The following is a 21,862-nucleotide window of genomic DNA, read 5'->3' as shown; positions in this document are numbered from 1 at the left end:
GTGATCAGAACGCTCAAAGACCAGTGCGTGCACCGCCACCGGTTCGAAACCCTGCAGCACGCCAGCCGCGTGATCGCAGACTGGATCGGCTTTTACAACCACCGGCGCCCTCACCAGGCGCTGGGCACAAAAACCCCAGCTGAGGCTTATGCTTTAGCAGCCTGACCTGTGCAGAAACCGCTGGGTCGATACATCTCACCGCACGGGTTTGGCGGAGCGATTACCAGCGATTCAGTCTGGCTTTGGCCATAGCATGAACTGTTGGGGGGCAACCTGTTTGACGAAGAACTTATTTGTGTAATCGTTTTGGTTGAATTCAAAGCGCGCTCCATTGACCACGGCAATTTTTGAGCTGAATCTTTTCATTAATATCGATAGATTTTCAGCGTTGGTGACTCGGCACGAATTGGTGCATTCTAAAAACTGGCTGTATCTGCCAGGACCAAACCAGTCACCTATGGCTGTGCCTGGATAAAAATAAACAGCATTCTCAAAACCTAATTGAATGAGGGTGGCAGATCCATGTCTTTGATCATTGAGTTCAAACGCAGATTTCATTGCCAAGAAGCCTGGACGTTCATGTAGGATTTCTTCCCAATGCTGCACTCGATATGAAAAGTTCTTGTGCGCCAGCCTTATGTATTTGAATTCAAGCGTGACTGTCAGTGCGAAAACAAGCAAAAAAATCAGTCTTTTTGCTGGTTGTTGTGTTTTGATCCTTGACTTTTGAATGAGTTTTATTGAGATTAACGCGATGCTTGCGATTGAAAGGTAGCTCGCAAGGGGCAAGATTTGAAGAGTGTATCTAGGTGGAGGGAATAATGAAAACCAAAGAAATATGTAGGCTGCGAGTGTGCCTGAGAGCCAAGCGTCGACTTTGAATCTTTGCTCTCTGATGAAAAGAGCAAGCAGGCTGAGGCACACAGGCATCAGTGCTGCACGCTGAAGTCCAGAGAGTGTGTCAAACCACAAAAGTCCGTGTCGGTGGAAAGATTGTTCGCTGGCTTGACTATTTAAGTCGGCCGCATTCCAAAGATAGTGTCCGAATATTCCGCCTCCTGCTGGATGGATAGGATCTCCAGATAAAATGAAGCTTCTGATGTACCATCCTGTTCCGGTAATGGCCGCAAATGCAGTGAAAAGTAAAAATGATTTTGATTTGACTCCAAATCTGATTGCCAACAAAATGGCAATCATACAAGCCCAGAGCGCGCCAAAAATTTTCGTGCTGGCTGCAGCACCCGTCAGTACTCCGATCATGACAAGCCAGCTTGAGCTTTTCATATCTCCTGATTCACTGATCGCAACAACGGTGGCAGCAGTTGCAGCCCAAGAAAAAAGTGTGAGCCAATGATCAACGTAAGCAAATCCTAGGTTGTCCGCCAATAATGGGAAGGATAGCCAGAATGACATGGCCAGCCAACCCCAAGTCGCCGATGCTGTTCTCCACTGAACGAGCCCAATAATGCCAGCTGCTGTCAGTGTCATAGGCACTGCATTTGCGACGATCTCTGCGCCTATTTCTCCGCCGAGATTGATTGCTGCAGAAAAAAATAAGTTTGCAAGATGCGGGAATAAAGGGAACCTAAGCCAAGTATTTATTTGGCTTGCATCTGAATTAATATAATGCCGTGCTACAGGTAGATGATAGCTCGTGTCATCCCACTGCCCCGGAACTTGAACTGACTCAAATGTCAGGTAGAGAAGTAAAAAACCCAGCACGGCCAACGAAAGAAAGTCCGCGGCTGTTGCAGGCGTTAGACGGCGGAGTTGCCGACGCAATCCGTAAGCTAATGGAACTCTATTCTTCAAATCTGCAAGGAGACTCATCGTCAAACTTGCAGCGAATACGCCACAAATCAACAGAACTGTATTCAGTGGGGTGATTCGCTCTACAAGCACCAGAGCAAAGAGGCTTGTGCCGAGTACGCTGAACCCAATGGCCCCGGAGAAAAAAGCAGTCATCAAAGGTGGGAAACCATCGGAAGCGCCATCGTCGCTAATGCTTAGCAAGGCTGCGCCTATGCTGGCTCCGACCAAGCAGCATGTTAGAGCCCAACCAAAGTAAGGCCACACACTTGTGGTAGGTGCTAAAATTTCCATGTTGCTTTCAGCTTTGAGGGATGCGAAGGGCCGGGCAGTCTTGATCAGTGCATGGTCTGCGAAGGCACCACACTTTATATCAATTTTTGCTCGTTGGAGATTTGGTTTTATCTGCTAGCAGGGCTGATCAATCGGCTTGCCATGCTGTCTCGTTGGTTTGTGTTTTTGGTAATTGGTTCGTCGCCTGCGACTGTCAGTTAGTGGTGGGTGCTTGCTGTTTTATTGTGTTGAATCCATCGTACGCAGGGATTTCATGGTTTGTTGGCGATTGAATTTTAAGCGGCTAATGCAAACCCCAACCTTTCGGCACTTTGGTTTTGGTCTAACTTTTTTACTTTTGTAATGTCAGTCAAATCAAGTCAAGTCATCGTCGCAGTGGTAATCCCGAGCTACAAGGTAAAAAGCCACATACTTGGAGTTATCGGTCGAATTGGCCCTGAGGTTTCGAAGATATACGTGTCAGATGACTGTTGTCCTGAAGGCTCAGGACGATTCGTTCAAGAAAATTGTCGCGATCCTCGCGTCATTGTTATTTTCGGCCAAGTGAACTTGGGTGTGGGCGGTGCAGTCATGGCCGGGTATCGCGCTGCGATTTCTGACGGGGTGGATATCGTCGTTAAAGTTGACGGCGATGGGCAGATGGATCCTTCCTTGATTCCCGCATTCATTGCGCCCATCTTGTCGGGTGAAGCCGACTACACCAAAGGCAATCGGTTCTTTGATTTGGAGAAAATTCGGCAGATGCCTGCAGTCAGGCTTTTTGGGAATGCCGTTTTGTCGTTTATGACAAAGTTTTCCTCAGGTTATTGGGATTTGTTTGATCCCACAAATGGCTACACGGCCATTCACACAGCAGTAGCCCGACACTTGCCGTTCAAAGACATCAGCGAGCGATATTTTTTTGAAACCGACATGCTCTTTCGGTTGAACACGCTTAAGGCCGTTGTGGTTGACATCCCCATGGACGCGTCATACGGGGACGAGGTGAGTAATTTAAGGATCAAAGACATTCTCGGTGAGTTTTTGCTAAAGCATGCTAGGAATTTCTCCAAAAGAATTTTTTATAATTATTATTTGCGGGATCTCTCGATTGCTTCAATTGAGCTTCCTTTGGGTTTGTTGTTGCTTGCTTTTGGTGTGGTTTTTGGTGGCGTTAAATGGGTGGAGTCAATACAGACAAATACACCAGCGGCCACTGGCACTATCATGCTCGCTACATTAACCATTATTCTTGGAGTGCAGTTCATTCTGGCGTTCATTGGACACGACATCCAGTCCACTCCGCGGAAGGTAATGCACAACAGCGCAAGAATTTTAGGGGTCGTGCGCAGTGAAAATCACTGAAACAGCGAAGTCATTTCTGGTCAGCGAACTTGGCGGTGAGGCCTTCCGATATTTTTGCGTGATGCTGATGGGTTATGCCGTTGATCTCCTTGGCTTCCTGTTTTTGTTCAAGGTTTTAGGCATTGATGCCGTCCCGAGTAGCGCAATCAGCAAAGCTTTGTCCTCCATTTGCTCGTACTTTGCGCACGCCATTTTCACATTTCGCGGTAAGCCTGGAGCGATTTCGCATGCTTCTGCTGCCAAGTACTTTTTCGTGGTTGCAATCAATGTCCCCTTGAGTTCATTGATGCTTTATTTTATTGACTTGGTCATCGCATCAGGTGTTGTTTCGAAGATTTCATCAGACATTCTGATGTTGCTTGTTACTTATGTCCAAACAAAGTTCATGGTATTTAAAAAATAAGGGCCACAAGCTAATTTTATTAAGGAGTGCCAAGATATTTCTCCACGTCGAGGCTGCGTTTTGACAGCAATCTCAGGCTGTGTTCGTACGACAAGTGGTGTTCGTCGTAGGTGAACGGCACTCGGTGGTGGTCAAACACCTCGAACCCGCGGTCGCTTGTCAAGGCGGCCGTCTTGTCGATGTAAAGGTATCCCAGGCGCCTGGCGGTGTCTTGAACGCGCTGGTCAGCCGGTGGTGACTGCAGCAGCGGCATGAGTTTTTCAGTGCGAAAGCCGTGGCGATTGATCAGCTCTGGCAGTTCATCGCTGGCGCGCCAGGTCTGACCGAACACAATCACCTTGCGGATGCCTTGCCGGTGAAGGAATTCGAGGTAGTCGCTCAGGTGCTGTTCGGTGTACCACCCCATCAACACATTGATCACCACATAGTCGAAGGACTTCAAGTGGGATGTGTCAAATCGGGTTTTGTTCAGTGCCCTGCACTTTGGCAGGTCTGGGTGATTGGGCAAGACGATGTTGTCGATCTCGGCATGCGGTGGGCAGCCACCTTGCTCGGACATGGCGATGTGGTCGTTCGTGCGCACGTGCACGAAAGCGTTGTAAGCGTCCACGGCATGGCTGTCGCCAATCACCAGGCCATTGCGTTTGCCAGGCGCCGGCGCATCACACAGTTCCCAGCCACGCTCGGTGCAGACTTGCTGGCGCAGGACGAATCGCTTTTTCTTGCCCAGATCGATTTCTCTGGGTGTGATCATCGAGCTGCGCCAGGGGCGGTGATCCATCCACTGCTCCTGTTGGAGCGCCCAGCCCAGAGTCAGCAGCACTGCGGTGGCGATCAACATGCCAGCCACGAAGCCTTGATTACGCCCAGGCTGGTTGGGCCGCCAGCGATTCTCGATCCAGCGCCAGCTCAACCATCCCAGCAGCAGCGTGGCGGCGAGCAGCCACCAGCGGGCCGACGGTTTGAGGTGTTCGCGCCCAGAGATGATTCGGTAAAAGACAATCAGCGGCCAGTGAACCAGGTACACCGAGTAGCTGATCTTGCCGAGCCAGCGCATCGGGGCCAGCCGCAGCAGCGCTCCGACCCGGCTCTGTGGCGCAGCGGCCAGAACCAGTGCGGCACCGACACAGGGCACCAGGGCCATCACCCCGGGAAATGGGGTGTGTGCATTGAACGTGAATATCGCCCAAGCCATCAGAGCCATGCCGATCAACGTGAGCAGGTCCAGGGCATGCGTCGAGCGCGACGAGTTGGGGCGGCTCCATGCACCTGCGTGGGCAAGTACGGCGCCGATCATGAATTCATGAACACGCAAGGGCATCAGGAAGAACGCCGCACTGCCGTTCGAGCGCAGCACCGCCTCCGATGCGATCAACCCGACCAGGCCAATGCACAGAGCCACATGGCTGCCATGCCACTTGAGACGCTGTGCCAGCAGGTACGTGATGGGCCAGACCAGGTAGAACTGTTCTTCGACACCCAGTGACCAGTTGTGGAGCAGCGGCTTGAGGTCGGAAGATGAGTCGAAGTAACCGCTGCCCCAGAAAAAGAAGACGTTGGCCGCCGACAGGGCAGAGGCCATGACGCTTCCGCCAAACGACCGCAGACGGTCGCTCGACATGACTGCCAGCGCCAGCATGCTGGATGCCAGCAAGATGGCATACAACGGCGGAAGCAGTCGCCGAGCTCTGCGGATGTAAAAGTCGCGCAGCACGGTGCCCAACGGCATGTCCGACGACTGGCGAAGCCCGGACGTGATCAGGTACCCACTGATGACAAAGAAGATGTCGACGCCAGCGAAGCCCCCGGCCATGTAGGGCACCTGGAGGTGGAAAAGCACGACGGCCAAAACGGCAACCGCTCTCAGGCCATCTATCTCGGGAATGTGCTTGGAAGTCGACATCGAGGCAGCTCATGGAGAGCGCACGCGCAAACCTCGTGGGTTGACAAGGACACGCTGATTTGGCTGCCCCCTGATTTGCGCGCGACTTCGCTCTGGGTCGAAGATTTTATCTGGCGTTCGACAGGTCTTCAGCGCGGTACGCTGATCACGAACCTGCTGCCCCCACCTTCACGCGCTTCACAGCGCACTTCGCCGCCATGCCGGCGGGCGATCTGCCGCACCAGACTGAGGCCCAGCCCCACGCCACCGGCATGTTCGGCATGGCCAGGCAGGCGATAGAAGGGCTCGAAGATCCGGTCGCGTTGATGGTCGGGTACGCCAGGGCCACGGTCTTCGACCACGAACGCCACTTCGCGTGGGGTGATCTGCAGGTGGGCGTCGACCTCGGCCTGCGCACCCGCGGCGTGGCCATAGCGGCGAGCGTTTTCCAGCAGGTTGCGCACCGCACGGCGCAGCAGGCGTTCGTCACCCTCGAACTTCAATTCGGTGGCTTGTGGGTCGGCGTGCACTTCGGCCCCGGTGCGCTGTGCTTCTTCGATCAGCAGGCCCAGCAGGTCGACCGGCTGGCGGTCGATGTCGGGGCGTGCGTCCAGCCGGCTGGCCAGCAGCACTTCTTCGACCAGGTCGTCGAGTTCCTTGATGTCCTTGTTGATTTCCTGCTTGAGCGCGCGGGCCCGGTCGGCAGGCATGTCGTCCAGCATGGACAAGGCCATCTTCATGCGGGCCAACGGTGAACGCAATTCATGGCTGGCATTGGCCAGCAGGCTTCGGTGGGAGGTGACCAGCTCTTCGATGCGCTGGGCCGCCTGGTTGAAGCTGCGCGCCAGGTCGGCCACTTCGTCCTGGCCTTCGACTTCCACGCGGTGGCCCAGCTGGCCTTCGCCGAAGCGCTCCACGCCCAATGTGAGCGCCTTCAGCCGGCGGGTCAGGCGGGCGGCAACGGGCCAGGCGGCCACCGCCACGGCGGCGAACACCGCCACCAGCATGGTCAACAAAGCGGGGACCCCCACCACCCAGGCACTGGGCAGGAAGCCGCTGAGCGGGGCCAGCAGTGGCTCTTCGCGAGGAGGCAGGTCGCCATGCAGGCGGTGTTCCGGGCTGCCAGGGGGGGGGGGCAGGCGCTCACCGGGAGGAGGCATGTCGCCCGGGGGGCGGGGGCCCATGAAGCCCGGCACCAGGCGGGGGCCAGGGCGCAGCACATGCAGTACGCGCCCATCCGACAGTGTGGTGGGCTGCACCCGCTTGGCCAGATCGGGCCAGCGCTCCAGGCGCTCGCTCAGCAGGGGGGAGGTGGCAATGCGCACCCCCTGGGCGTTGTCCAGGGCCATGGGGATGCGCAGCCGCTGGGCCCAGTCGAGCAAGGCTTCACGTTGCGCCATTTCCGAGGCTGTGGCCGGTGGCAGGCTGTTTTCCAGCAGCTCGGCCCAGGCGGCGCTGCGCTCCTGGTTGGCGCTGCGGGCCTGGTGGTGTTGCAGCTCACGTTCAAGGTTGCGCTGCGCCAGCCAGCCGGTCGCCAGGGCGAACAGCAACAGAACGGCCACCACGGCCAGGTAGATGCGCAGCGCGAGGGTCTTCATTCAGCGTCTTGCTTTTTGGCAAAGACGTAGCCCACGCCTCGGACGGTCAGGATGCGTTGCGGGTTTTTCGGGTCGGCCTCGATGGCGGCGCGGATGCGCGACACATGCACGTCGATCGAGCGGTCGAAGGCTTCCAGCGGATGGCCTTTGAGCGAGTCCATGATCTGGTCGCGGCTGAGCACGCGACCGGGGTGGCGGGCCAGCACGGTCAGCAGGTCGAACTGGTAGCTGGTGAGGTCGGCGGGCAGGCCATCCACCCGCACCTGCCGCAGGCCGTTGTCGATTTCCAGCTTGCCGAAGCGCCAGATGTCGTCCTCGGCCTGGCCGGTGCCGGAACGGCGCAGCAGCGCCCGCACGCGGGCCAGCAGTTCGCGCGGTTCGAAGGGCTTGGGCAGGTAGTCGTCGGCGCCGATTTCCAGGCCCACGATGCGGTCGGTGGGCTCGCCCCGGGCACTGAGCATGAGCAGGGGCAGGGTGCGGGTGCGGGGCGAGCCCCGCAGTTCGCGGCACAGGTCGAGCCCGTCACCGTCAGGCAGCATCAGGTCCAGGACCAGTGCATCGCAGGCCTGACGGGCCAGCATCTCGCGACCGGCGCCCAGGCTGGGTGCTGTGGAAACCTGGTAGCCGTGGCTGCGAAGGTAGTCACCGACCATGGCGCTCAGGCGCATGTCGTCGTCGATCATCAGGATGTGCTCGCTCATGTCCAGCATTGTGGCGTCCTCCGTGGCAAGTTCAAGGGTGTGCGGTCAAACGCAGTGCGTGGCTCAGCCCTTGGGCGCGGCCAGCGGTGCGCTTTCGGGGCGCTTGAGTTCGTGCCCACGGCGTTCGGCGCGCTCGTGCATGCGCTCCTGGCGTTCCTTCAGCTTGGCCGACAGGGTGGCGCGCTGTTCCGGGGTGAGCACCTGGCTGCTGTCGACCATGGCGGTCAGCATGCGTTTGGAGATGGCGTCATGCTGCTGCAGCATCTGCTGGCGCACCTTCTCGATGGCAGCGGTGTCCACCGTGGGGGCGGTCAGCAGTTGCGCCGTCTGCTGACGCAGGTTGCCGTGTTGCTGGTGCAACTTGGCAATGTCTTCACGGGCGTTGGCCTGGATCTTCTCGATCTGGCTGCGTTGGGCCTCGGTGGCTTTGACGTCGTCCAGCATGCGTTCGAGCATGCGGCCCCCCATCAGCATGCCGCCGTGCATGCCATCGCCACCGTGGCGATGGGCCACAGGGTGCATGCCATGGCCTCGGTGCTCGCGGGCCTGGTGTTCGTGGCTGGGGCCACGGTCTGCCCAGGCGTTCACACCCGACAGGGTGGCCACCAGGGCGCCCACCACCACCACCGAGCCTGCGGCCAGGCGAGCGGTGCGGGTGTTGAGCCAATTGGACTGGATCGTGCGGGAGGGCATGTGCTGCTCCTTCTGTGATGATGCTTCTCATGGTGAAAGCGCCGGGTAAAGGGGGTGTGGTGCCCAGGTAAAGATGCGTGTAGCAGGCGCCCGCCCGGGTGTTCGGAAGATCGGACAGGCCGGGCTCTGGTGCAATGGCCCCATGGACTCCCATGCCCCGGCCCCAGTTTCGGACGCCAGCCTCACGCTGGACTACCTGCTGCGTCGCATGCGCCAGAAGCCGGACTTTCCGGCGCTGGCCGAATCGGTGTCTCGGGTGCAAGCGCTGTCGCAGGCTGACCATGAAAGCCTGGCCCGTGTGTGCGACGAGATCCTCAAGGACCTGGCCTTCACCCAAAAACTGCTGCGCCTGGTCAATGCGGCCCGCTACCGCCACGCGGGCGCCGACCCGGTGTCGACGGTGTCGCGCGCCGTGATGCTGATGGGCCTGGGTGGTGTGCGCAATGTGGCGCTGTCGATGGCCCTGGTGGACCACATGCCCGACAAGGCACATGCGCGGCACCTTCGGGCGGGCTTTCTCAAAGCGGTGATGGCCGGTGCCGTGGCGCGCGAGTTGTGCCCCGAAGTGCGCTGGGCCGAAGAAGCCTTTCTGGCGGGCCTGATGCGTCACCTGGGGCGCCTGCTGGTGGCCTATTACCTGCCGGAAGACGAGGCCCAGGTGCAGCAGCGCTGGGAGATGGCCCAGCAGGCTGCACTGGCAGTGGGTGATGCGGCGCCGAGCCTGGAGACCGTGGCCCGCCAGGTGCTGGGCGTGTCGTTTGACGACCTGGGGGTGGCTGTGGGCGAGCAGTGGGGGTTGGCGCCTGGCTTGCTGGCCCGCATGAAGGCGCCCGCAGGGGCCTGGCCCACCCACCGCCTGCAGCACGAAGATGCCACGTTGAGCTGGCTGGCCTCCCTGGGCGACGGCGTGGCCGATGCCTTGATGGAGGCCGAACCTGCCGAACGTGGCCAGGCGTTGCAGGCCCTGGAGCGCCAGGCTGCGGTTGCGCTGGGTTTGAAGCCAGATGCCGTGAGCCAGGCCGCGCACGTGGCGCGCAGCCACCTCAAGGACATGCTGGAGGCGCTCGACCTGGAGGTGGCGCCCGATGAGCCGGCCCACCGCCTGGTCGAGTCGTACTACGTCGATGAGCCCAACCCCGAGGTGGGGCAGCGGGTGGACCCGGCGGCCCTGGGTCTGGTCGAGCCCGTGCGGGCCGAGCCCATGCCGGCCCACGACCCCATGGCCTGTCTGCAGCAGGGCCTGCAGGATGCAGCCAGCATGCTCGTGGGCGACTGCAAGCTGCAGGACGTGCTGCAGGTGGTGCTGGAGACCCTGCTGCGAGCCTTCGAGTGCCAGCGCGTGGTGTTCTGCCTGCGCGATGCACGCACCGGGGCCCTGGTGGGGCGCGTGGCCCTGGGCCATGAGGCCGAGGCCCTCAAGGGCTGGTTCCAGGTGCCTTTGAGCGCACAAGGGCCCTTGCACCTGATGAGCGCGGCCTGCCTCAAAGGCGTTGACACCCTGATCCAGGACGCCCGCCAGCCCCAGTTGCAAGACCGCCTGCCCCTGTGGTTCCGCGAGCGCATTGGCGCGCCCACCTTCCTGCTGCTGCCCCTGACCATGAACCGCGGGGGGCAGAAGGTGGTGATGGGCCTGATCTACGCCGACAAGGCCGAGGCCGGCAGCCTGCAGCCCACACCGGCCGAACTGGGCCTGGTCAATGCGCTGCGCAACCAGGCCATCATGGCCTTTCAGCAGCTGGCGGGGCGGTCGGGCGCCTAGAATGCGCCCCCATGTTCCGCATCGTCCTTGTCCACCCCGAGATCCCGCCCAACACGGGCAATGTGATCCGCCTGGCTGCCAACACCGGCTGCGCGCTGCACCTGATCGAGCCGCTGGGCTTTTCGATGGACGACAAGCTGCTGCGCCGCGCCGGCCTGGATTACCACGAGTACGCCGATGTGAAGCGCCATGCCAGCTGGCAGGCCTTTGTGGCCCAGGAGCAGCCTGAGGCCAGCCGTCTGTTTGCTTTCACCACGCGCGGCAGCCAGCCGCTCACCCAGGTGGCTTTTCAGCCGGGTGACTGGTTCGTGTTCGGGTGTGAAACCAGCGGCCTGCCGGCCGAATTGCGCGAGCAGTTTCCACTGTCGCAGCGCATCCGCCTGCCCATGCGGCCTGACCAGCGCAGCCTGAACCTGAGCAACGCGGTGGCGGTGTCGGTGTTCGAGGCCTGGCGCCAGAACGGCTTCGCAGGCGGCGCCTGATCAGTGCTCAGCGCGGGCCTCGCGGCCCATGAGGCGCTGCACGGCCTGCCGTGCAGGCAAGCGGCCTTCGATCACCTGCACCACGGCGTCGGTGATGGGCATGTCCACCCCCAGGGCCTGGGCGCGCTGCAGCACGGTCGGGGCGCTGTAGACGCCTTCCGACACATGGCCCAGTTCGGCCAGGATGGTGGGCAGGTCTTTGCCCTGGGCCAGCTGCAGGCCCACGGTCCGGTTGCGCGAGAGGTGCCCGGTGGCGGTCAGCACCAGGTCGCCCAGGCCCGACAGGCCCATGAAGGTGTCGGCGCGGGCGCCGAGGGCCAGGCCCAGGCGGGTCATCTCGGCCAGGCCGCGGGTGATCAGGGCGGCTCGGGCGTTCAGGCCCAGTTCCAGCCCGTCGGCAATGCCGGTGGCAATGGCCAGCACGTTCTTGACGGCACCGCCCACCTCCACGCCCACGGGGTCGGTCGAGGTGTACACGCGCAGGCTGTCGGAGTGAAAGGCTTGCGCTGCCAGGTCGGCCAGGGCGGGGTCGGCGCTGGCCGACACCAGGGCCGTGGGCTGGGCGCGAGCCACTTCCAGCGCGAAGCTGGGGCCCGACAGCACGCCGCTGGGCGCGTTGGGCCGAACGGCCGCGGCAATCTCGTGGCCCAGTCGGCCGGAGGCCTTGTCGAAGCCCTTGCACAGCCACACCACCGGGGCGTGCGCAGGCATGCGGGCCAGCATGTCGGCCAGGGCCGCCATGGGGGTGCCGATCACGATCAGACCGGTGGCCGCGTGCGCCAGGGCCGCGTCCCAGTCGGAGGTGACGGTCAGGTGTTCAGGGAAGGGCTCGGGGCCCAGGTAGCGTTCGTTGCAGCGGGCTTGCTGCATGTGGGAGGCCTGGGCCGCGTCTCGGGCCCAGAGCATCACCCGGGCCTGGCGGCGTGCGGCGCTGATGGCCAGCGCCGTGCCCCAGGCACCCGCACCGAGGACGGTGACGTTCATGCGGTGCGAGCGTGCGATCAGGCGTTGCCGGCGGCAGCCTGGTCCAGCTGGGCCTGGTACATGGCCTGGAAGTTGACTTCGGTCAGGTGCACGGGCGGGAAGCCGGTGCGGTTGATCGTGTCGGCCACGGTGGCGCGCAGGTAGGGGTACACGATCTGCGGGCAGGCGATCGCGATGATGGGCTGCAGCTGGTCGTCGGGGATGTTGCGGATCTCGAACAGGCCGGCTTGCTTGGCTTCCACCAGGAACAGCACCTTGTCGTTGACCTTGGTGGTCACGGTGGCGGACACGGCCACTTCGTACAGGCCTTCGACCACGTTTTCGGCGTGGATGTTCAGCTGGATGTCGACTTGCGGGTTGCCTTGCTCCAGCAGGATCTTGGGCGCGTTCGGCAGTTCGACCGACAGGTCCTTCAGGTAAATGCGCTGAATGCTGAAGGCCGGTTGGGTGTTGGTGTCTTGTTCAGACATGGGAATCCTTTGGGTGATGACAAGCGAAACGCGATGGATTATCACCCAGCCCCATGACGCTCCAGGGCGGCGGGGCCCAGGGTTTCGCCCAGGGCACGGCCCCTCTCTCGAGGGGGCACGGTGCCGCGGCCGGCGCCGACCGATCAGGCGCCCAGCAGGGGCAGCAGCTTGCCGGCGCTGTCCAGGGCCATCAGGTCGTCACAACCGCCCACATGGGTCTCACCAATGAAGATTTGCGGCACGGTGCGGCGGCCTGTGATGGCCATCATGTGGTCGCGCTGGGCCGGGTCGGTGTCGATGCGGATCTCTTCGATCTGGGCCACGCCACGCTGCTTGAGCAGGGCCTTGGCCCGGATGCAGTAGGGGCAGACCTGGGTGGTGTACATCTTGACGTGTTGCATGGCGGAAAACGGCAGAGGCCGTGTCAGAGCGATCCTCGGCGGACCTGATGGGGCAATTGTCCCGCCGGGCCATCAACCCGGCGGGCTGCAGGGGCAAGCCCCCCTGCTTCGCGGGTCAGCCCTTGCGCTGCAGGGGCAGGTTGGCGGCCACCCAGGCCTTCAGACCGCCACCGACCACCTGCACGTTCTCGTGGCCCAGGGCCTTGAGCTGGGCAGCGGCCTTCACGCCGTCACGGCCATCGGGCGAGACCACCAGGATGACCTGGTCTTTCTTGCCGGGCAGGCCCTTGCCGCTGGCCAGATCGGCCAGGGGGATGTTGCGGGCGCCCGTCACGGAGCCTTGTGCGAAGGTGTCGGCGGTCGACACATCGAGCACGAAGGCTTTTTCACGGTTCATCAGCATCACGGCGTTCTGCGGCGAAATGCCGGCGCCGGCGCCATCTTTGAGCTGCAGCCACAGCAGGGCACCGCCCGAAGCGGCGGCGGCGACCATCCAGTACCAGTTGTCGGCCAGGTAGCTCATGCAAAGGGTTCCTTCTCCAAAACCTGCGATTTTATAATCGCGGGCTATTCCTCAAACCCCTCACTGAGTGCTGCCATGTACAAGCTCGTGCTGATCCGCCACGGCGAATCGACCTGGAACCTGGAAAACCGCTTCACCGGCTGGACCGATGTCGAGCTGACGCCCACGGGCGTGGACCAGGCCCGCAACGCCGGCCGCCTGCTCAAGGCCGAAGGCTATGACTTCGACGTGGCCTACACCTCGGTGCTCAAGCGCGCCATCCACACGCTGAATCACGCGCTGGACGAAATGGACCGCGACTGGCTGCCCGTGGTCAAGAACTGGCGCCTGAACGAGCGCCACTACGGCGCCCTGCAGGGCTTGAACAAGGCCGACATGGCCAAGCAGTACGGCGACGAGCAGGTGCTGGTCTGGCGCCGCAGCTACGACACCCCGCCGCCCGCCCTGGATGCCAACGACCCCCGTGGCCAGCGCCAGGACCCCCGTTACGGCAAGCTCAACCCGGAAGATGTGCCGCTGACCGAGTGCCTGAAGGACACCGTGGCCCGCGTGCTGCCCTTCTGGAACGAGTCGATCGCCCCCGCCATCAAGGCCGGCAAGCGCATCGTGATCGCTGCCCACGGCAATTCGATCCGTGCCCTGGTGAAGTACCTGGACAACATCGGTGACGCCGACATCGTGGGCGTGAACATCCCCAACGGCATCCCCCTGGTGTACGAGCTGGACGAGAACCTCAAGCCGATCCGCCACTACTACCTGGGCGATGCCGACGCCGCCGCCAAGGCCGCAGCGGCCGTGGCCTCGCAAGGCAAGGCCTGATTCAGGGCATTTCCAGCGTGATGCCCACGGGGCAGTGGTCCGACACCAGCCGGGTGCGGGCCACGTCAGGCCCCAGGATGGCATCGAAGCTGGGCCGCACGAATCGGGACGATGTCGTGCGGCGCATCAGCGACTGGCTCAGCAGCACGTCGTCGATGTAGCGGCTGTGCGTGTCGTCGGCCGTGCAGGCCACATAGCGCTCGCCGTCGGTGGCGCGAGTGAGCAAGGCGCCCGGCGGGTTGTTGTCGCTCCAGGCGGGCAGCATGTTCAGGGGCGCGTTCTCGTCAGGGCCCGCGTCATAGCGGCTGTCCTTGTCGAGGTGTCGGTTGAAATCGCCCAGCACCGCAAAGGGTGTGCCTTCGCGCACACGCGCATCGATCCATCGCTCCACGATGGGCACCTGTTCGCGAAGGCCGCTGCAGGGCGAGAAGTTGCGGTCGAGCTTGCCGCTGAAGCACCCGCTTTTGAGGTGCACCGACAGCAGGCGGATGGCCTTGGGGCTGTCGGGCCACAGGGTGATGTCGGCGCCGGCGCGGCTGTGACCGTCGTGGTCCAGCGCGGTGTAATCGCCGTTGCAGCGGTAAGGCACGCCCTGCCGAATGGCAAAGCCCACCTTCTGCGGGTGCGCGCGCTGGATGAAACAGTCGGCCACCCAGCCCTCCTTGAAGGCCATGCGGGCGGCGGCCGCACCATCGACCTCCTGCAGCGCGATCACGTCGGCATGGTGGTGGTTGCGCAGCGCCTGGGCCACGCGCGCCAGGGCCTCGAAATCGGCCCCCGTGCGCTGGGGCGGTGGGGTGCGACCCGGCGCGCAGGGCAGGGCGCGCGTGTGGCTGCCGGGCTGCTGGCCCTTGCACACCGGGCGCAGTTCGCGGTCGGTGTCGGGCGTGATCAGCCAGTTCAGGTTCCAGCTCATCAGGGTGAGCGAGGCGGCCTGGGCGCTGGGGGCCAGGCCCGCCAGGGCGCAGGCCGTGGCCAGGGTGGCGGACCTGGCCTGTCTGCGAAACGCCCGCAACATCAGACCCGGGCCAGCACGGCCGCGCGGTCGACCTGGTAGTTCTGCGGGCCGGCCTGCTCGATCTTGGCGCAGCCCATCTGGTTGCCCAGGGCCACGCAGCGGGCCAGGGGCCAGCCTTGCGACAGGCCGAACAGCAGGCCGCCACGGAAGGCATCACCACAACCGGTGGGGTCGACCACGGCGGCTGCCTTCAGGCCCGGCACGTGCTCGGCCTGGCCGTCGGTCCACACGTGGCAGCCTTCGGCGCCCAGGGTCTCGATCAGGCCCTTCACGTTGGCGCGCTGCGAGATCTCGGCCAGGCTCAGGCCGGTGCGGTCGGCCAGCATCTTGCCTTCGTAGTCGTTCACGGCCACCCAGGTGGCCTGGTCGACGAAGCGCAGCAGCTCTTCGCCATTGAACATGGGCAGGCCCTGACCCGGGTCGAACACGAAGGGGATGCCGGCGGTCTTGAGCTGTTCGGCGTGCTGGATCATGGCGTCGCGCCCATCGGGGGCCACGATCGCCAGTTCGATGTCGCTGCGGGCCGGCACAGCCTGTACATGGGCCTGGCCCATGGCGCCGGGGTGGAAGGCGGTGATCTGGTTGTTGTCGCTGTCGGTGATGATGATGGCCTGGGCGGTGTAGCTGTCATCGATCTGCTTGACCAGGTCCAGCGGCACGCCCCAGCCCTTCATGCGCTCCACATAGGGCAGGCCGTCGGCGCCCACCGTGGCCATGACCAGCGGCGTGCCGCCCAGCTGCTGCAGGCTGTAGGCGATGTTGCCAGCGCAGCCGCCGTACTCGCGCTTGAGCGTGGGCACCAGGAAGGACACGTTCAGGATGTGCACCTGCTCGGGCAGGATCTGCTGGGCGAAACGGCCTTCGAATCGGGTGATGGTGTCAAAGGCGAGCGAACCGCAGATGAGGATGGCCATGGGGGCTCCGGTGGGCTGAGGGGGCAGGAAATGGGCAAGCGGGGCGCCGAGTGCGCGCGCCGTCTCGGGGGGCTCAAGGGTAAAACAGTTCGGCCGTGTAGCCGGCCAGTCGCAAGTTGGGCGCCTTGATCTGCCATTGCACGGTGGTTTGTGTGCCGGGCGGCACGGCGGCCGGCACGGGCAGGTCCTGCGGGCGATCGCCACGGAGGCTGGCGGGGGCATCGAGCGGCACCACGCGCGCATCGGCCACCGCGAACATGCGGCGCACCAGCACGGCCCCGTTGGGGTCGGTCAGGGTGAGGTCGAGCTGCGGCCAGCGCAGCGCGATGTCGGCCTTGTTGTGCACGATGGCCGTGAGGCGGTAGGTGTCGGGGCCTTCCGAAGCGGTGCGCACCAGCTGCACGCTGTCGACTTGCAGGTCGTCGAGTTGCATGGGCGGCTGGATCTCGCACTGCAGCGCCGAGCACATCGCGGTCAGCACGGGTTGCAGCGCGGGCTGGCGGGCCGCCAGGGTGTCGCGCCAGTGGTGCGCGGCCTGCAGCGCCAGCGTGGCGGTCAGCATCAGGCTGAGACCGGCCATCAGGCCCACGACGGTGGGGTGGCTCCACAGCGCCTTGCGCTCGGCCACACGGATGAACTCGGGTGCGTCGGCTTGCGGCGCTCGACCCCGTGTGCCCGGGCGGCCCTTGCGCTGGCTGGGGGGCGGCAACGCACTTTCGGGCTCGAAGCCGTCGTCCAGTGGCGCGGGGGCCGAGGGCATGGCTGCCCGAGCTGCTGGGGGTTCGGCAGGTGAGTCGGTCTCGGACGGGGCGGCGTTGACAGCGGTTGCCGCAGGCATGGCCGCCGGTGTGGTGGCTGATGCGTCCACGGGAGACGCGGCCATCGCGGGGGGGGCTGCTGCATCGCGCACGGCGGCGCTGGCTGAGGGCCAGGCGGGCGCCGGCTGTGAGGCCTCGAACGGCTGGCTGTCGTCCCACGGATCGTCGCCCACCAGGTGTTCGGGGAACTCGGCGTCGGCGAAATCGGGCCCGCCACGGCGACGGCGCTTGCGCACGGGGGCGCCGTCTTCCCGGGGCAGCAGGTAGCGCGACTCCAGGGCGTCAGTTTCCTGCGTTTCGGGGTAGCCCGACTCGACCGCATCGGGTGGGGCGCCATGCGGCTGCGGCGTGGCGTTGGACACGACGCCCGAGCGCCGGTCGCTGCCCGGCAGGTCCAGGTCGAACTGGGTGAGCCCGGGCGCCGGTGCCGCGGGTGCGGGGGGCTCGGACCACACCGGAGCGGTGGGTGCGGGCAGCGGCGCGACCGGTGGTGGCGAGGCTGTGGGGGGGGCAGGTGGCGCTGCCGTGGCGTGCTCGGGCGTGGGTGCCGATGCCGAATTGGGCGCCGGGCTGCGCGCGGGCGGTGCTTCGCGCTCCAGGTCGAACAGGCCTTCGAGGGCGTTGAACACCTCGTGGCAGCGGCCGCAGCGCACCCAGCCTTCCGAGACCTTCAATTGGTCCTGCACGACCTTGAAGATCGTGCCGCAGTGGGTGCATCGGGTGGCCAGGCTCATGGGGTGTGTGGGTGCCGTTCTCGCCTGTGATTGTCATGCAGGCAAGGGCCTCTTGCAGCCCCAGGGCGTTGGCCGGGCACCACTGCCACCGATAGCATGAAAAAAGCGCCGACGGCGGTGGCCGTGGGCGCTTGGGCCTGAGTCCGTCGGCTTGTGGCCGCCGGAGGGTCAGAGGGGTGAGGGCCGGGTCATGCGGCCTTGCGGGCGGTCATGAGGATCCAGCCGTCTTGTGTGTTGGCCACGCTCAGTTGCAGGCCGACTTCAGCGTAGGCGTCTTTGAGTTCCTGTTCCTGGCGGGCCAGGATACCGGCCAGCACCAGGTGCCCACCGGCGGCCACGTGGCCAGCCAGCAGCGGCGACAGCATCTTCAGCGGCGTGGCCAGGATGTTGGCCAGCACCACGGGGTAGCTGCCCTGGGCGTCGCCCACCAGGTCGGGCAGGCCGGCGGAGATGGGCGTGTGGCCATCGGCGGCCTTCAGGTGCGACAGGTTGACGTCGGCATTGGCGAGGGTGGCCTCGACCGCAGCGGGGTCGATGTCGACGGCATCCACCTGGGTGGCGCCATGCAGCGCCGCACCGATGGCCAGGATGCCCGAGCCGCAGCCGTAGTCGAGCGCGCGCTGGCCCTGCAGGGCTGCGGCGTTCTCGGCGATCCACTGCAGGCACATGCGGGTGGTCGGGTGCGTGCCGGTGCCAAAGGCCAGACCCGGGTCCAGACGGATGACGGTGCGGGCCGCCTCCGGCACTTCGTGCCAGGTGGGCACGATCCAGAAATCGGCCGTGACGGGCACGGGCGAGAACTGCGACTGCGTCAGGCGCACCCAGTCCTGATCGGGCACTTCCTGGATGCCCTGCACATGGATCTCGCTGGCCCAGTCCTGGGCCAGGATCAGGGTGGCGGCTTCCAGGGCCGAGGCTTCGTCAGGGAACAGGCACTTCACGGTCGAGCGCTGCCAGCCCTCGCGGGCCACCGGCATGCCGGGCTCGCCCCACAGGGCCTCTTCCTGTTCGGTGTCGGCGTCGGCGTCTTCCACCGAAACGGCCAGCGTCTCGATCTCCATCAGGGCGTCCGTCAGGATCTCGACGTGGGCCTCGGTGGTCAGCAGGGTCAGTTCATGCATGGTGGGTCAGCGCTGCTTGCGAGCGGCCATCCATTTTTCAAGGTAGTGGATGTCGGTGCCGCCATCGACGAAACCGGCGTCGACCATCAGCTCGCGGTGCAGGGGCACGTTGGTCTGGATGCCTTCGATCACGGTTTCCGACAGGGCGGTGCGCATGCGGGCCAGGGCCTGCTCGCGGGTGTCGCCGTGCACGATGATCTTGCCGATCATGGAGTCGTAGTTGGGCGGCACGAAGTAGTTGGTGTAGGCGTGCGAATCGACGCGCACACCGGGGCCACCGGGCGGGTGCCAGGTGGTGATGCGGCCCGGCGAGGGGATGAACTTCACCGGGTCTTCGGCGTTGATGCGCACTTCGATGGCATGGCCACGCAGTTCGATCTGGCGCTGGGTGAAGGGCAGCTTCTCGCCGGCGGCCACGCGGATCTGCATCTGCACGATGTCGATGCCGCTGGTCATCTCGGTGACGGGGTGCTCCACCTGCACGCGGGTGTTCATCTCGATGAAGTAGAACTCGCCGTTTTCGTACAGGAACTCGAAGGTGCCTGCGCCGCGGTAGCCGATCTTCTTGCAGGCGGCCGCGCAGCGGTCACCGATCTTCTCGATGACGCGGCGGGGAATGCCCGGGGCCGGCGCTTCTTCGATGATCTTCTGGTGGCGGCGCTGCATGGAGCAGTCGCGCTCGCCCAGCCACACGGCGTTCTTGTGCTGGTCGGCCAGCACCTGGATCTCGATGTGACGCGGGTGCTGGAGGAATTTCTCCATGTACACGGCCGGGTTGCCGAAGGCGGCACCGGCTTCGGCGCGCGTGGTCTGCACGGCGTGGATCAGGGCCGCTTCGGTGTGCACCACCCGCATGCCGCGACCACCGCCGCCACCGGCGGCCTTGATGATCACGGGATAGCCGATGCTGCGCGCGATCTTGATGATCTCTTTCGGGTCTTCGGGCAGGGCGCCATCGGAGCCGGGCACGCAGGGCACACCCGACTTGATCATGGCCTGCTTGGCCGAGACCTTGTCGCCCATGATGCGGATGCTCTCGGGCGTGGGGCCGATGAAGGTGAAGCCCGACGACTGCACGCGCTCGGCGAAGTCGGCGTTCTCGGACAGGAAGCCGTAGCCGGGGTGGATGGCCTCGGCGTCGGTCACTTCGGCGGCCGAGATGATGGCCGGCATGTGCAGGTAGCTCTGGGCCGAGGGGGCCGGGCCGATGCACACGGCCTCGTCGGCCAGCTTGACGTACTTGGCTTCGCGGTCGGCTTCGGAATACACCACCACCGACTGGATGCCCATCTCGCGACAGGCCCGCTGAATGCGCAGGGCGATTTCGCCTCGATTGGCGATCAGGATCTTCTTGAACATGAAGACCCCCGTTTACTCGATGATGAACAGGGGCTGACCGTATTCGACGGGCTGGCCGTTTTCGACCAGGATCTTGGAGACCACGCCGTCCTTGTCGGCTTCGATCTCGTTCATGATCTTCATGGCTTCGATGATGCACACCGGCTGGCCGGCCTTGACCGTGTCGCCGACTTCGGCGAAGGCCTTGGCGCCCGGGCTGGACGAGCGGTAGAAGGTGCCCACCATGGGCGACTTCACGATGTGGCCGGTTTCGACCGGGGCTTCGGCAGCGGCAGGGGCGGCGGCGGGCGCAGCCACGGCGGCAGGCGCGGCGGCCTGCATGGGGGCTGCTTGCAGGGCCTGGGTGTAGACCACCGGCTGGGCGCCGGCCTTGACGATGCGCACCTTGCCGTCGGCCTCGGTGATTTCAAGTTCCGAGACGTTCGATTCCGACACCAGGTCGATCAGGGTTTTCAGTTTGCGCAAGTCCATGATGGGATCTCCGGAGTGGGCGGGGTTGTGCCCCGCGTGACTGCTTCTGGAAGGGGTAGAGGGGCCGCTTCAGGCCTTGGCCGGAGCCTGCGCCTGAGCGGCAAGGCGGTCCAGCGCGGCGTCGAGGGCCAGGTGGTAGCCCTTGGCGCCCAGCCCCACGATCACGCCTTCGGCGATGTCGCTGAAATAGGAGTGGTGCCGGAAGGGCTCACGGCGGTGCACGTTCGACAGGTGCACCTCGATGAAGGGGATGGCCACGCCCGCGAAGGCGTCGCGCAGGGCCACGCTGGTGTGCGTGAAGGCGCCCGGGTTGATGACCACGAACTGGGTGCCGTCGGTGCGTGCCGCGTGCACGCGGTCGATCAGCACACCTTCGTGGTTGCTCTGGAAGGCCGTCAGGCGAGCGCCGCGGGCGGCCGCCTGGGCCGTCAGGGCGTCGTTGATCTGCTCCAGCGTGGTCGAGCCGTAAACCTGAGGTTCACGGGTGCCCAGCAGGTTCAGGTTCGGGCCATGAAGAACAAGGATCTGCATGCGGTTCGGGTCATGACCAGGGGCGGTGCATTTGCTTACAAGCCAGCGGCGCACCCTTTGAAAGGACCCAGAAATTGAAAGAACGCCGAGTTTACGCGCAAATGCCCGCAAAATTCGTGCAATTCTTAATGCGTGCGCCTGACATGGCGCTGGGCAGGGCCTCAGGTTTTCTTCAACCAGCCCTGCATTTCTTTCAGTGTGGTGGCGCCCATCTTGCGCTGGCGCACGCGGCCTTTGGCGTCGATCAGCACCGTGAAGGGCAGGCCTCCCGAGGTGTTGCCCAGGGCTTTGGCCAGCTCGGTGCCGCCGAAACCGGCCAGGCCCAGCGGGTACTTCACCGGGGTCTTGGCCACGAACTCGCGCACGGGTGTGGGCCCGTCGATGGCCAGGCCCAGCACCTGGCAGCCTTTGGCGCCCAGGGCTTTTTGCGCTTCGTGCAATTCGTTGATCTCGGGGATCTCCTTGACGCACGGGGGGCACCAGGTGGCCCAGAAGTTGATCAGCAGGGGACGCCCCTTGAAGGCTGACAGCACCAGGGGCGGGCCCGACAGGGTGTCGAATTGCTGGGTCCAGAAATCTTTGGGCAGGTCGCTGGCGGCGGCTTCGGCCGACCGCGAGGCCCACCACAGGCCGCCGCCCAGGCCGGCCAAGGCGCCCAGGGTGAGCAGGCTGCGTCGGGTGGCGTCGGGGCTGAGCATGTCAGGCTGTGGGTTGGGGGCAGAAGTCATGTGACG

Annotated in this window: 23 protein-coding genes; 6 read left to right on the top strand and 17 right to left on the bottom strand. The window is 63.8% G+C overall.

What is annotated here, in order from left to right; genetic code table 11:
- The gene (locus tag EYS42_RS03785; RefSeq protein WP_280960173.1) at positions 1-165 is read left to right on the top strand and encodes an integrase core domain-containing protein; all 165 of its coding nucleotides are present in this window, start codon (positions 1-3) and stop codon (positions 163-165) included.
- A 66-nt stretch (positions 166-231) separates the two neighbouring features.
- Here EYS42_RS03785 and EYS42_RS03780 read toward each other — a convergent pair whose 3' ends face one another.
- Complete coding sequence (locus EYS42_RS03780; protein ID WP_130966479.1) at positions 232-2,103, bottom strand: hypothetical protein; 1,872 nt, start codon at positions 2,101-2,103, stop codon at positions 232-234.
- A gap of 342 nt (positions 2,104-2,445) precedes the next feature.
- Here EYS42_RS03780 and EYS42_RS03775 point away from each other — a divergent pair, with 342 nt between their 5' ends.
- Positions 2,446-3,447 (top strand): glycosyltransferase family 2 protein, encoded by a 1,002-nt coding sequence (locus EYS42_RS03775; protein ID WP_130966478.1) that lies wholly within the window; start codon positions 2,446-2,448, stop codon positions 3,445-3,447.
- Positions 3,434-3,850: a GtrA family protein gene (locus EYS42_RS03770; RefSeq protein WP_130966477.1), complete on the top strand. Its 417-nt coding sequence runs from the start codon at positions 3,434-3,436 to the stop codon at positions 3,848-3,850. The genes EYS42_RS03775 and EYS42_RS03770 overlap by 14 nt, the downstream gene beginning before the upstream one ends.
- A 19-nt stretch (positions 3,851-3,869) precedes the next feature.
- Here the strand turns inward: EYS42_RS03770 and EYS42_RS03765 are convergent, their stop codons facing one another.
- The 4 genes from EYS42_RS03765 to EYS42_RS03750 all read right to left on the bottom strand — a co-directional run bounded on the left by EYS42_RS03765 (position 3,870) and on the right by EYS42_RS03750 (position 8,724).
- The gene (locus EYS42_RS03765) at positions 3,870-5,753 is read right to left on the bottom strand and encodes an acyltransferase family protein (protein WP_130966476.1); all 1,884 of its coding nucleotides are present in this window, start codon (positions 5,751-5,753) and stop codon (positions 3,870-3,872) included.
- A gap of 128 nt (positions 5,754-5,881) precedes the next feature.
- The gene (locus EYS42_RS03760) at positions 5,882-7,330 is read right to left on the bottom strand and encodes a sensor histidine kinase (RefSeq protein WP_130966475.1); all 1,449 of its coding nucleotides are present in this window, start codon (positions 7,328-7,330) and stop codon (positions 5,882-5,884) included.
- Complete coding sequence (locus tag EYS42_RS03755) at positions 7,327-8,031, bottom strand: winged helix-turn-helix domain-containing protein (protein WP_130966555.1); 705 nt, start codon at positions 8,029-8,031, stop codon at positions 7,327-7,329. Before EYS42_RS03755 ends, EYS42_RS03760 begins: the two co-directional genes overlap by 4 nt.
- Positions 8,032-8,094: 63 nt before the next feature.
- A complete protein-coding gene (locus EYS42_RS03750; RefSeq protein WP_130966474.1) occupies positions 8,095-8,724 on the bottom strand; it encodes a Spy/CpxP family protein refolding chaperone in 630 nt (209 codons plus the stop codon).
- A gap of 142 nt (positions 8,725-8,866) precedes the next feature.
- On the opposite strand from EYS42_RS03750, the gene EYS42_RS03745 reads away from it, so the two are divergent.
- Positions 8,867-10,483 (top strand): HDOD domain-containing protein, encoded by a 1,617-nt coding sequence (locus tag EYS42_RS03745; RefSeq protein WP_165456624.1) that lies wholly within the window; start codon positions 8,867-8,869, stop codon positions 10,481-10,483.
- Positions 10,484-10,494: 11 nt separating this feature from the next.
- Positions 10,495-10,965, top strand: coding sequence for a tRNA (uridine(34)/cytosine(34)/5-carboxymethylaminomethyluridine(34)-2'-O)-methyltransferase TrmL (gene trmL, locus EYS42_RS03740; protein WP_130966472.1), 471 nt, complete (start codon positions 10,495-10,497; stop codon positions 10,963-10,965).
- Here trmL and EYS42_RS03735 read toward each other — a convergent pair whose 3' ends face one another.
- The 4 genes from EYS42_RS03735 to EYS42_RS03720 all read right to left on the bottom strand — a co-directional run bounded on the left by EYS42_RS03735 (position 10,966) and on the right by EYS42_RS03720 (position 13,343).
- Complete coding sequence (locus EYS42_RS03735) at positions 10,966-11,949, bottom strand: NAD(P)H-dependent glycerol-3-phosphate dehydrogenase (protein WP_130966471.1); 984 nt, start codon at positions 11,947-11,949, stop codon at positions 10,966-10,968.
- A 17-nt stretch (positions 11,950-11,966) separates the two neighbouring features.
- Positions 11,967-12,419 (bottom strand): protein-export chaperone SecB, encoded by a 453-nt coding sequence (gene secB / locus EYS42_RS03730; protein WP_130966470.1) that lies wholly within the window; start codon positions 12,417-12,419, stop codon positions 11,967-11,969.
- A gap of 143 nt (positions 12,420-12,562) precedes the next feature.
- Positions 12,563-12,820, bottom strand: a complete 258-nt coding sequence (grxC, locus tag EYS42_RS03725) for a glutaredoxin 3 (protein ID WP_130966469.1) — start codon at positions 12,818-12,820, stop codon at positions 12,563-12,565.
- A gap of 115 nt (positions 12,821-12,935) precedes the next feature.
- Positions 12,936-13,343 (bottom strand): rhodanese-like domain-containing protein, encoded by a 408-nt coding sequence (locus EYS42_RS03720; RefSeq protein WP_130966468.1) that lies wholly within the window; start codon positions 13,341-13,343, stop codon positions 12,936-12,938.
- Positions 13,344-13,418: 75 nt separating this feature from the next.
- Here EYS42_RS03720 and gpmA point away from each other — a divergent pair, with 75 nt between their 5' ends.
- On the top strand, positions 13,419-14,162 hold the full coding sequence (gene gpmA, locus EYS42_RS03715; protein ID WP_130966467.1) for a 2,3-diphosphoglycerate-dependent phosphoglycerate mutase: 744 nt from the start codon (positions 13,419-13,421) through the stop codon (positions 14,160-14,162).
- Position 14,163: 1 nt separating this feature from the next.
- On the opposite strand, the gene EYS42_RS03710 is transcribed toward gpmA, so the two are convergent.
- The 8 genes from EYS42_RS03710 to EYS42_RS03675 all read right to left on the bottom strand — a co-directional run bounded on the left by EYS42_RS03710 (position 14,164) and on the right by EYS42_RS03675 (position 21,856).
- On the bottom strand, positions 14,164-15,180 hold the full coding sequence (locus tag EYS42_RS03710; RefSeq protein WP_130966466.1) for an endonuclease/exonuclease/phosphatase family protein: 1,017 nt from the start codon (positions 15,178-15,180) through the stop codon (positions 14,164-14,166).
- Complete coding sequence (locus EYS42_RS03705; RefSeq protein ID WP_130966465.1) at positions 15,180-16,094, bottom strand: carbohydrate kinase family protein; 915 nt, start codon at positions 16,092-16,094, stop codon at positions 15,180-15,182. Before EYS42_RS03705 ends, EYS42_RS03710 begins: the two co-directional genes overlap by 1 nt.
- A 73-nt stretch (positions 16,095-16,167) precedes the next feature.
- Complete coding sequence (locus EYS42_RS17420; protein WP_130966464.1) at positions 16,168-17,646, bottom strand: zinc-ribbon and DUF3426 domain-containing protein; 1,479 nt, start codon at positions 17,644-17,646, stop codon at positions 16,168-16,170.
- A gap of 188 nt (positions 17,647-17,834) precedes the next feature.
- Positions 17,835-18,767, bottom strand: coding sequence for a 50S ribosomal protein L11 methyltransferase (gene prmA, locus EYS42_RS03695; protein ID WP_130966463.1), 933 nt, complete (start codon positions 18,765-18,767; stop codon positions 17,835-17,837).
- Between the two features lie 6 nt (positions 18,768-18,773).
- Positions 18,774-20,126 carry an acetyl-CoA carboxylase biotin carboxylase subunit gene (gene accC / locus EYS42_RS03690; protein ID WP_130966462.1) on the bottom strand — a complete coding sequence of 451 codons (1,353 nt, stop codon included), beginning with the start codon at positions 20,124-20,126 and terminating at the stop codon, positions 18,774-18,776.
- Positions 20,127-20,138: 12 nt separating this feature from the next.
- Positions 20,139-20,597, bottom strand: a complete 459-nt coding sequence (gene accB, locus EYS42_RS03685) for an acetyl-CoA carboxylase biotin carboxyl carrier protein (RefSeq protein ID WP_130966461.1) — start codon at positions 20,595-20,597, stop codon at positions 20,139-20,141.
- Between the two features lie 69 nt (positions 20,598-20,666).
- Positions 20,667-21,128, bottom strand: a complete 462-nt coding sequence (gene aroQ / locus EYS42_RS03680) for a type II 3-dehydroquinate dehydratase (RefSeq protein ID WP_130966460.1) — start codon at positions 21,126-21,128, stop codon at positions 20,667-20,669.
- Positions 21,129-21,289: 161 nt separating this feature from the next.
- Positions 21,290-21,856 (bottom strand): TlpA family protein disulfide reductase, encoded by a 567-nt coding sequence (locus tag EYS42_RS03675; RefSeq protein WP_245503485.1) that lies wholly within the window; start codon positions 21,854-21,856, stop codon positions 21,290-21,292.
- Positions 21,857-21,862 lie beyond the last annotated feature (6 nt).

The organism is Aquabacterium lacunae, assembly GCF_004310865.1.
GTDB lineage: Bacteria > Pseudomonadota > Gammaproteobacteria > Burkholderiales > Burkholderiaceae_C > Aquabacterium > Aquabacterium lacunae.
Note: the sequence above shows the minus strand (reverse complement) of the source record. Positions and strands in the feature narration are given on the sequence as shown.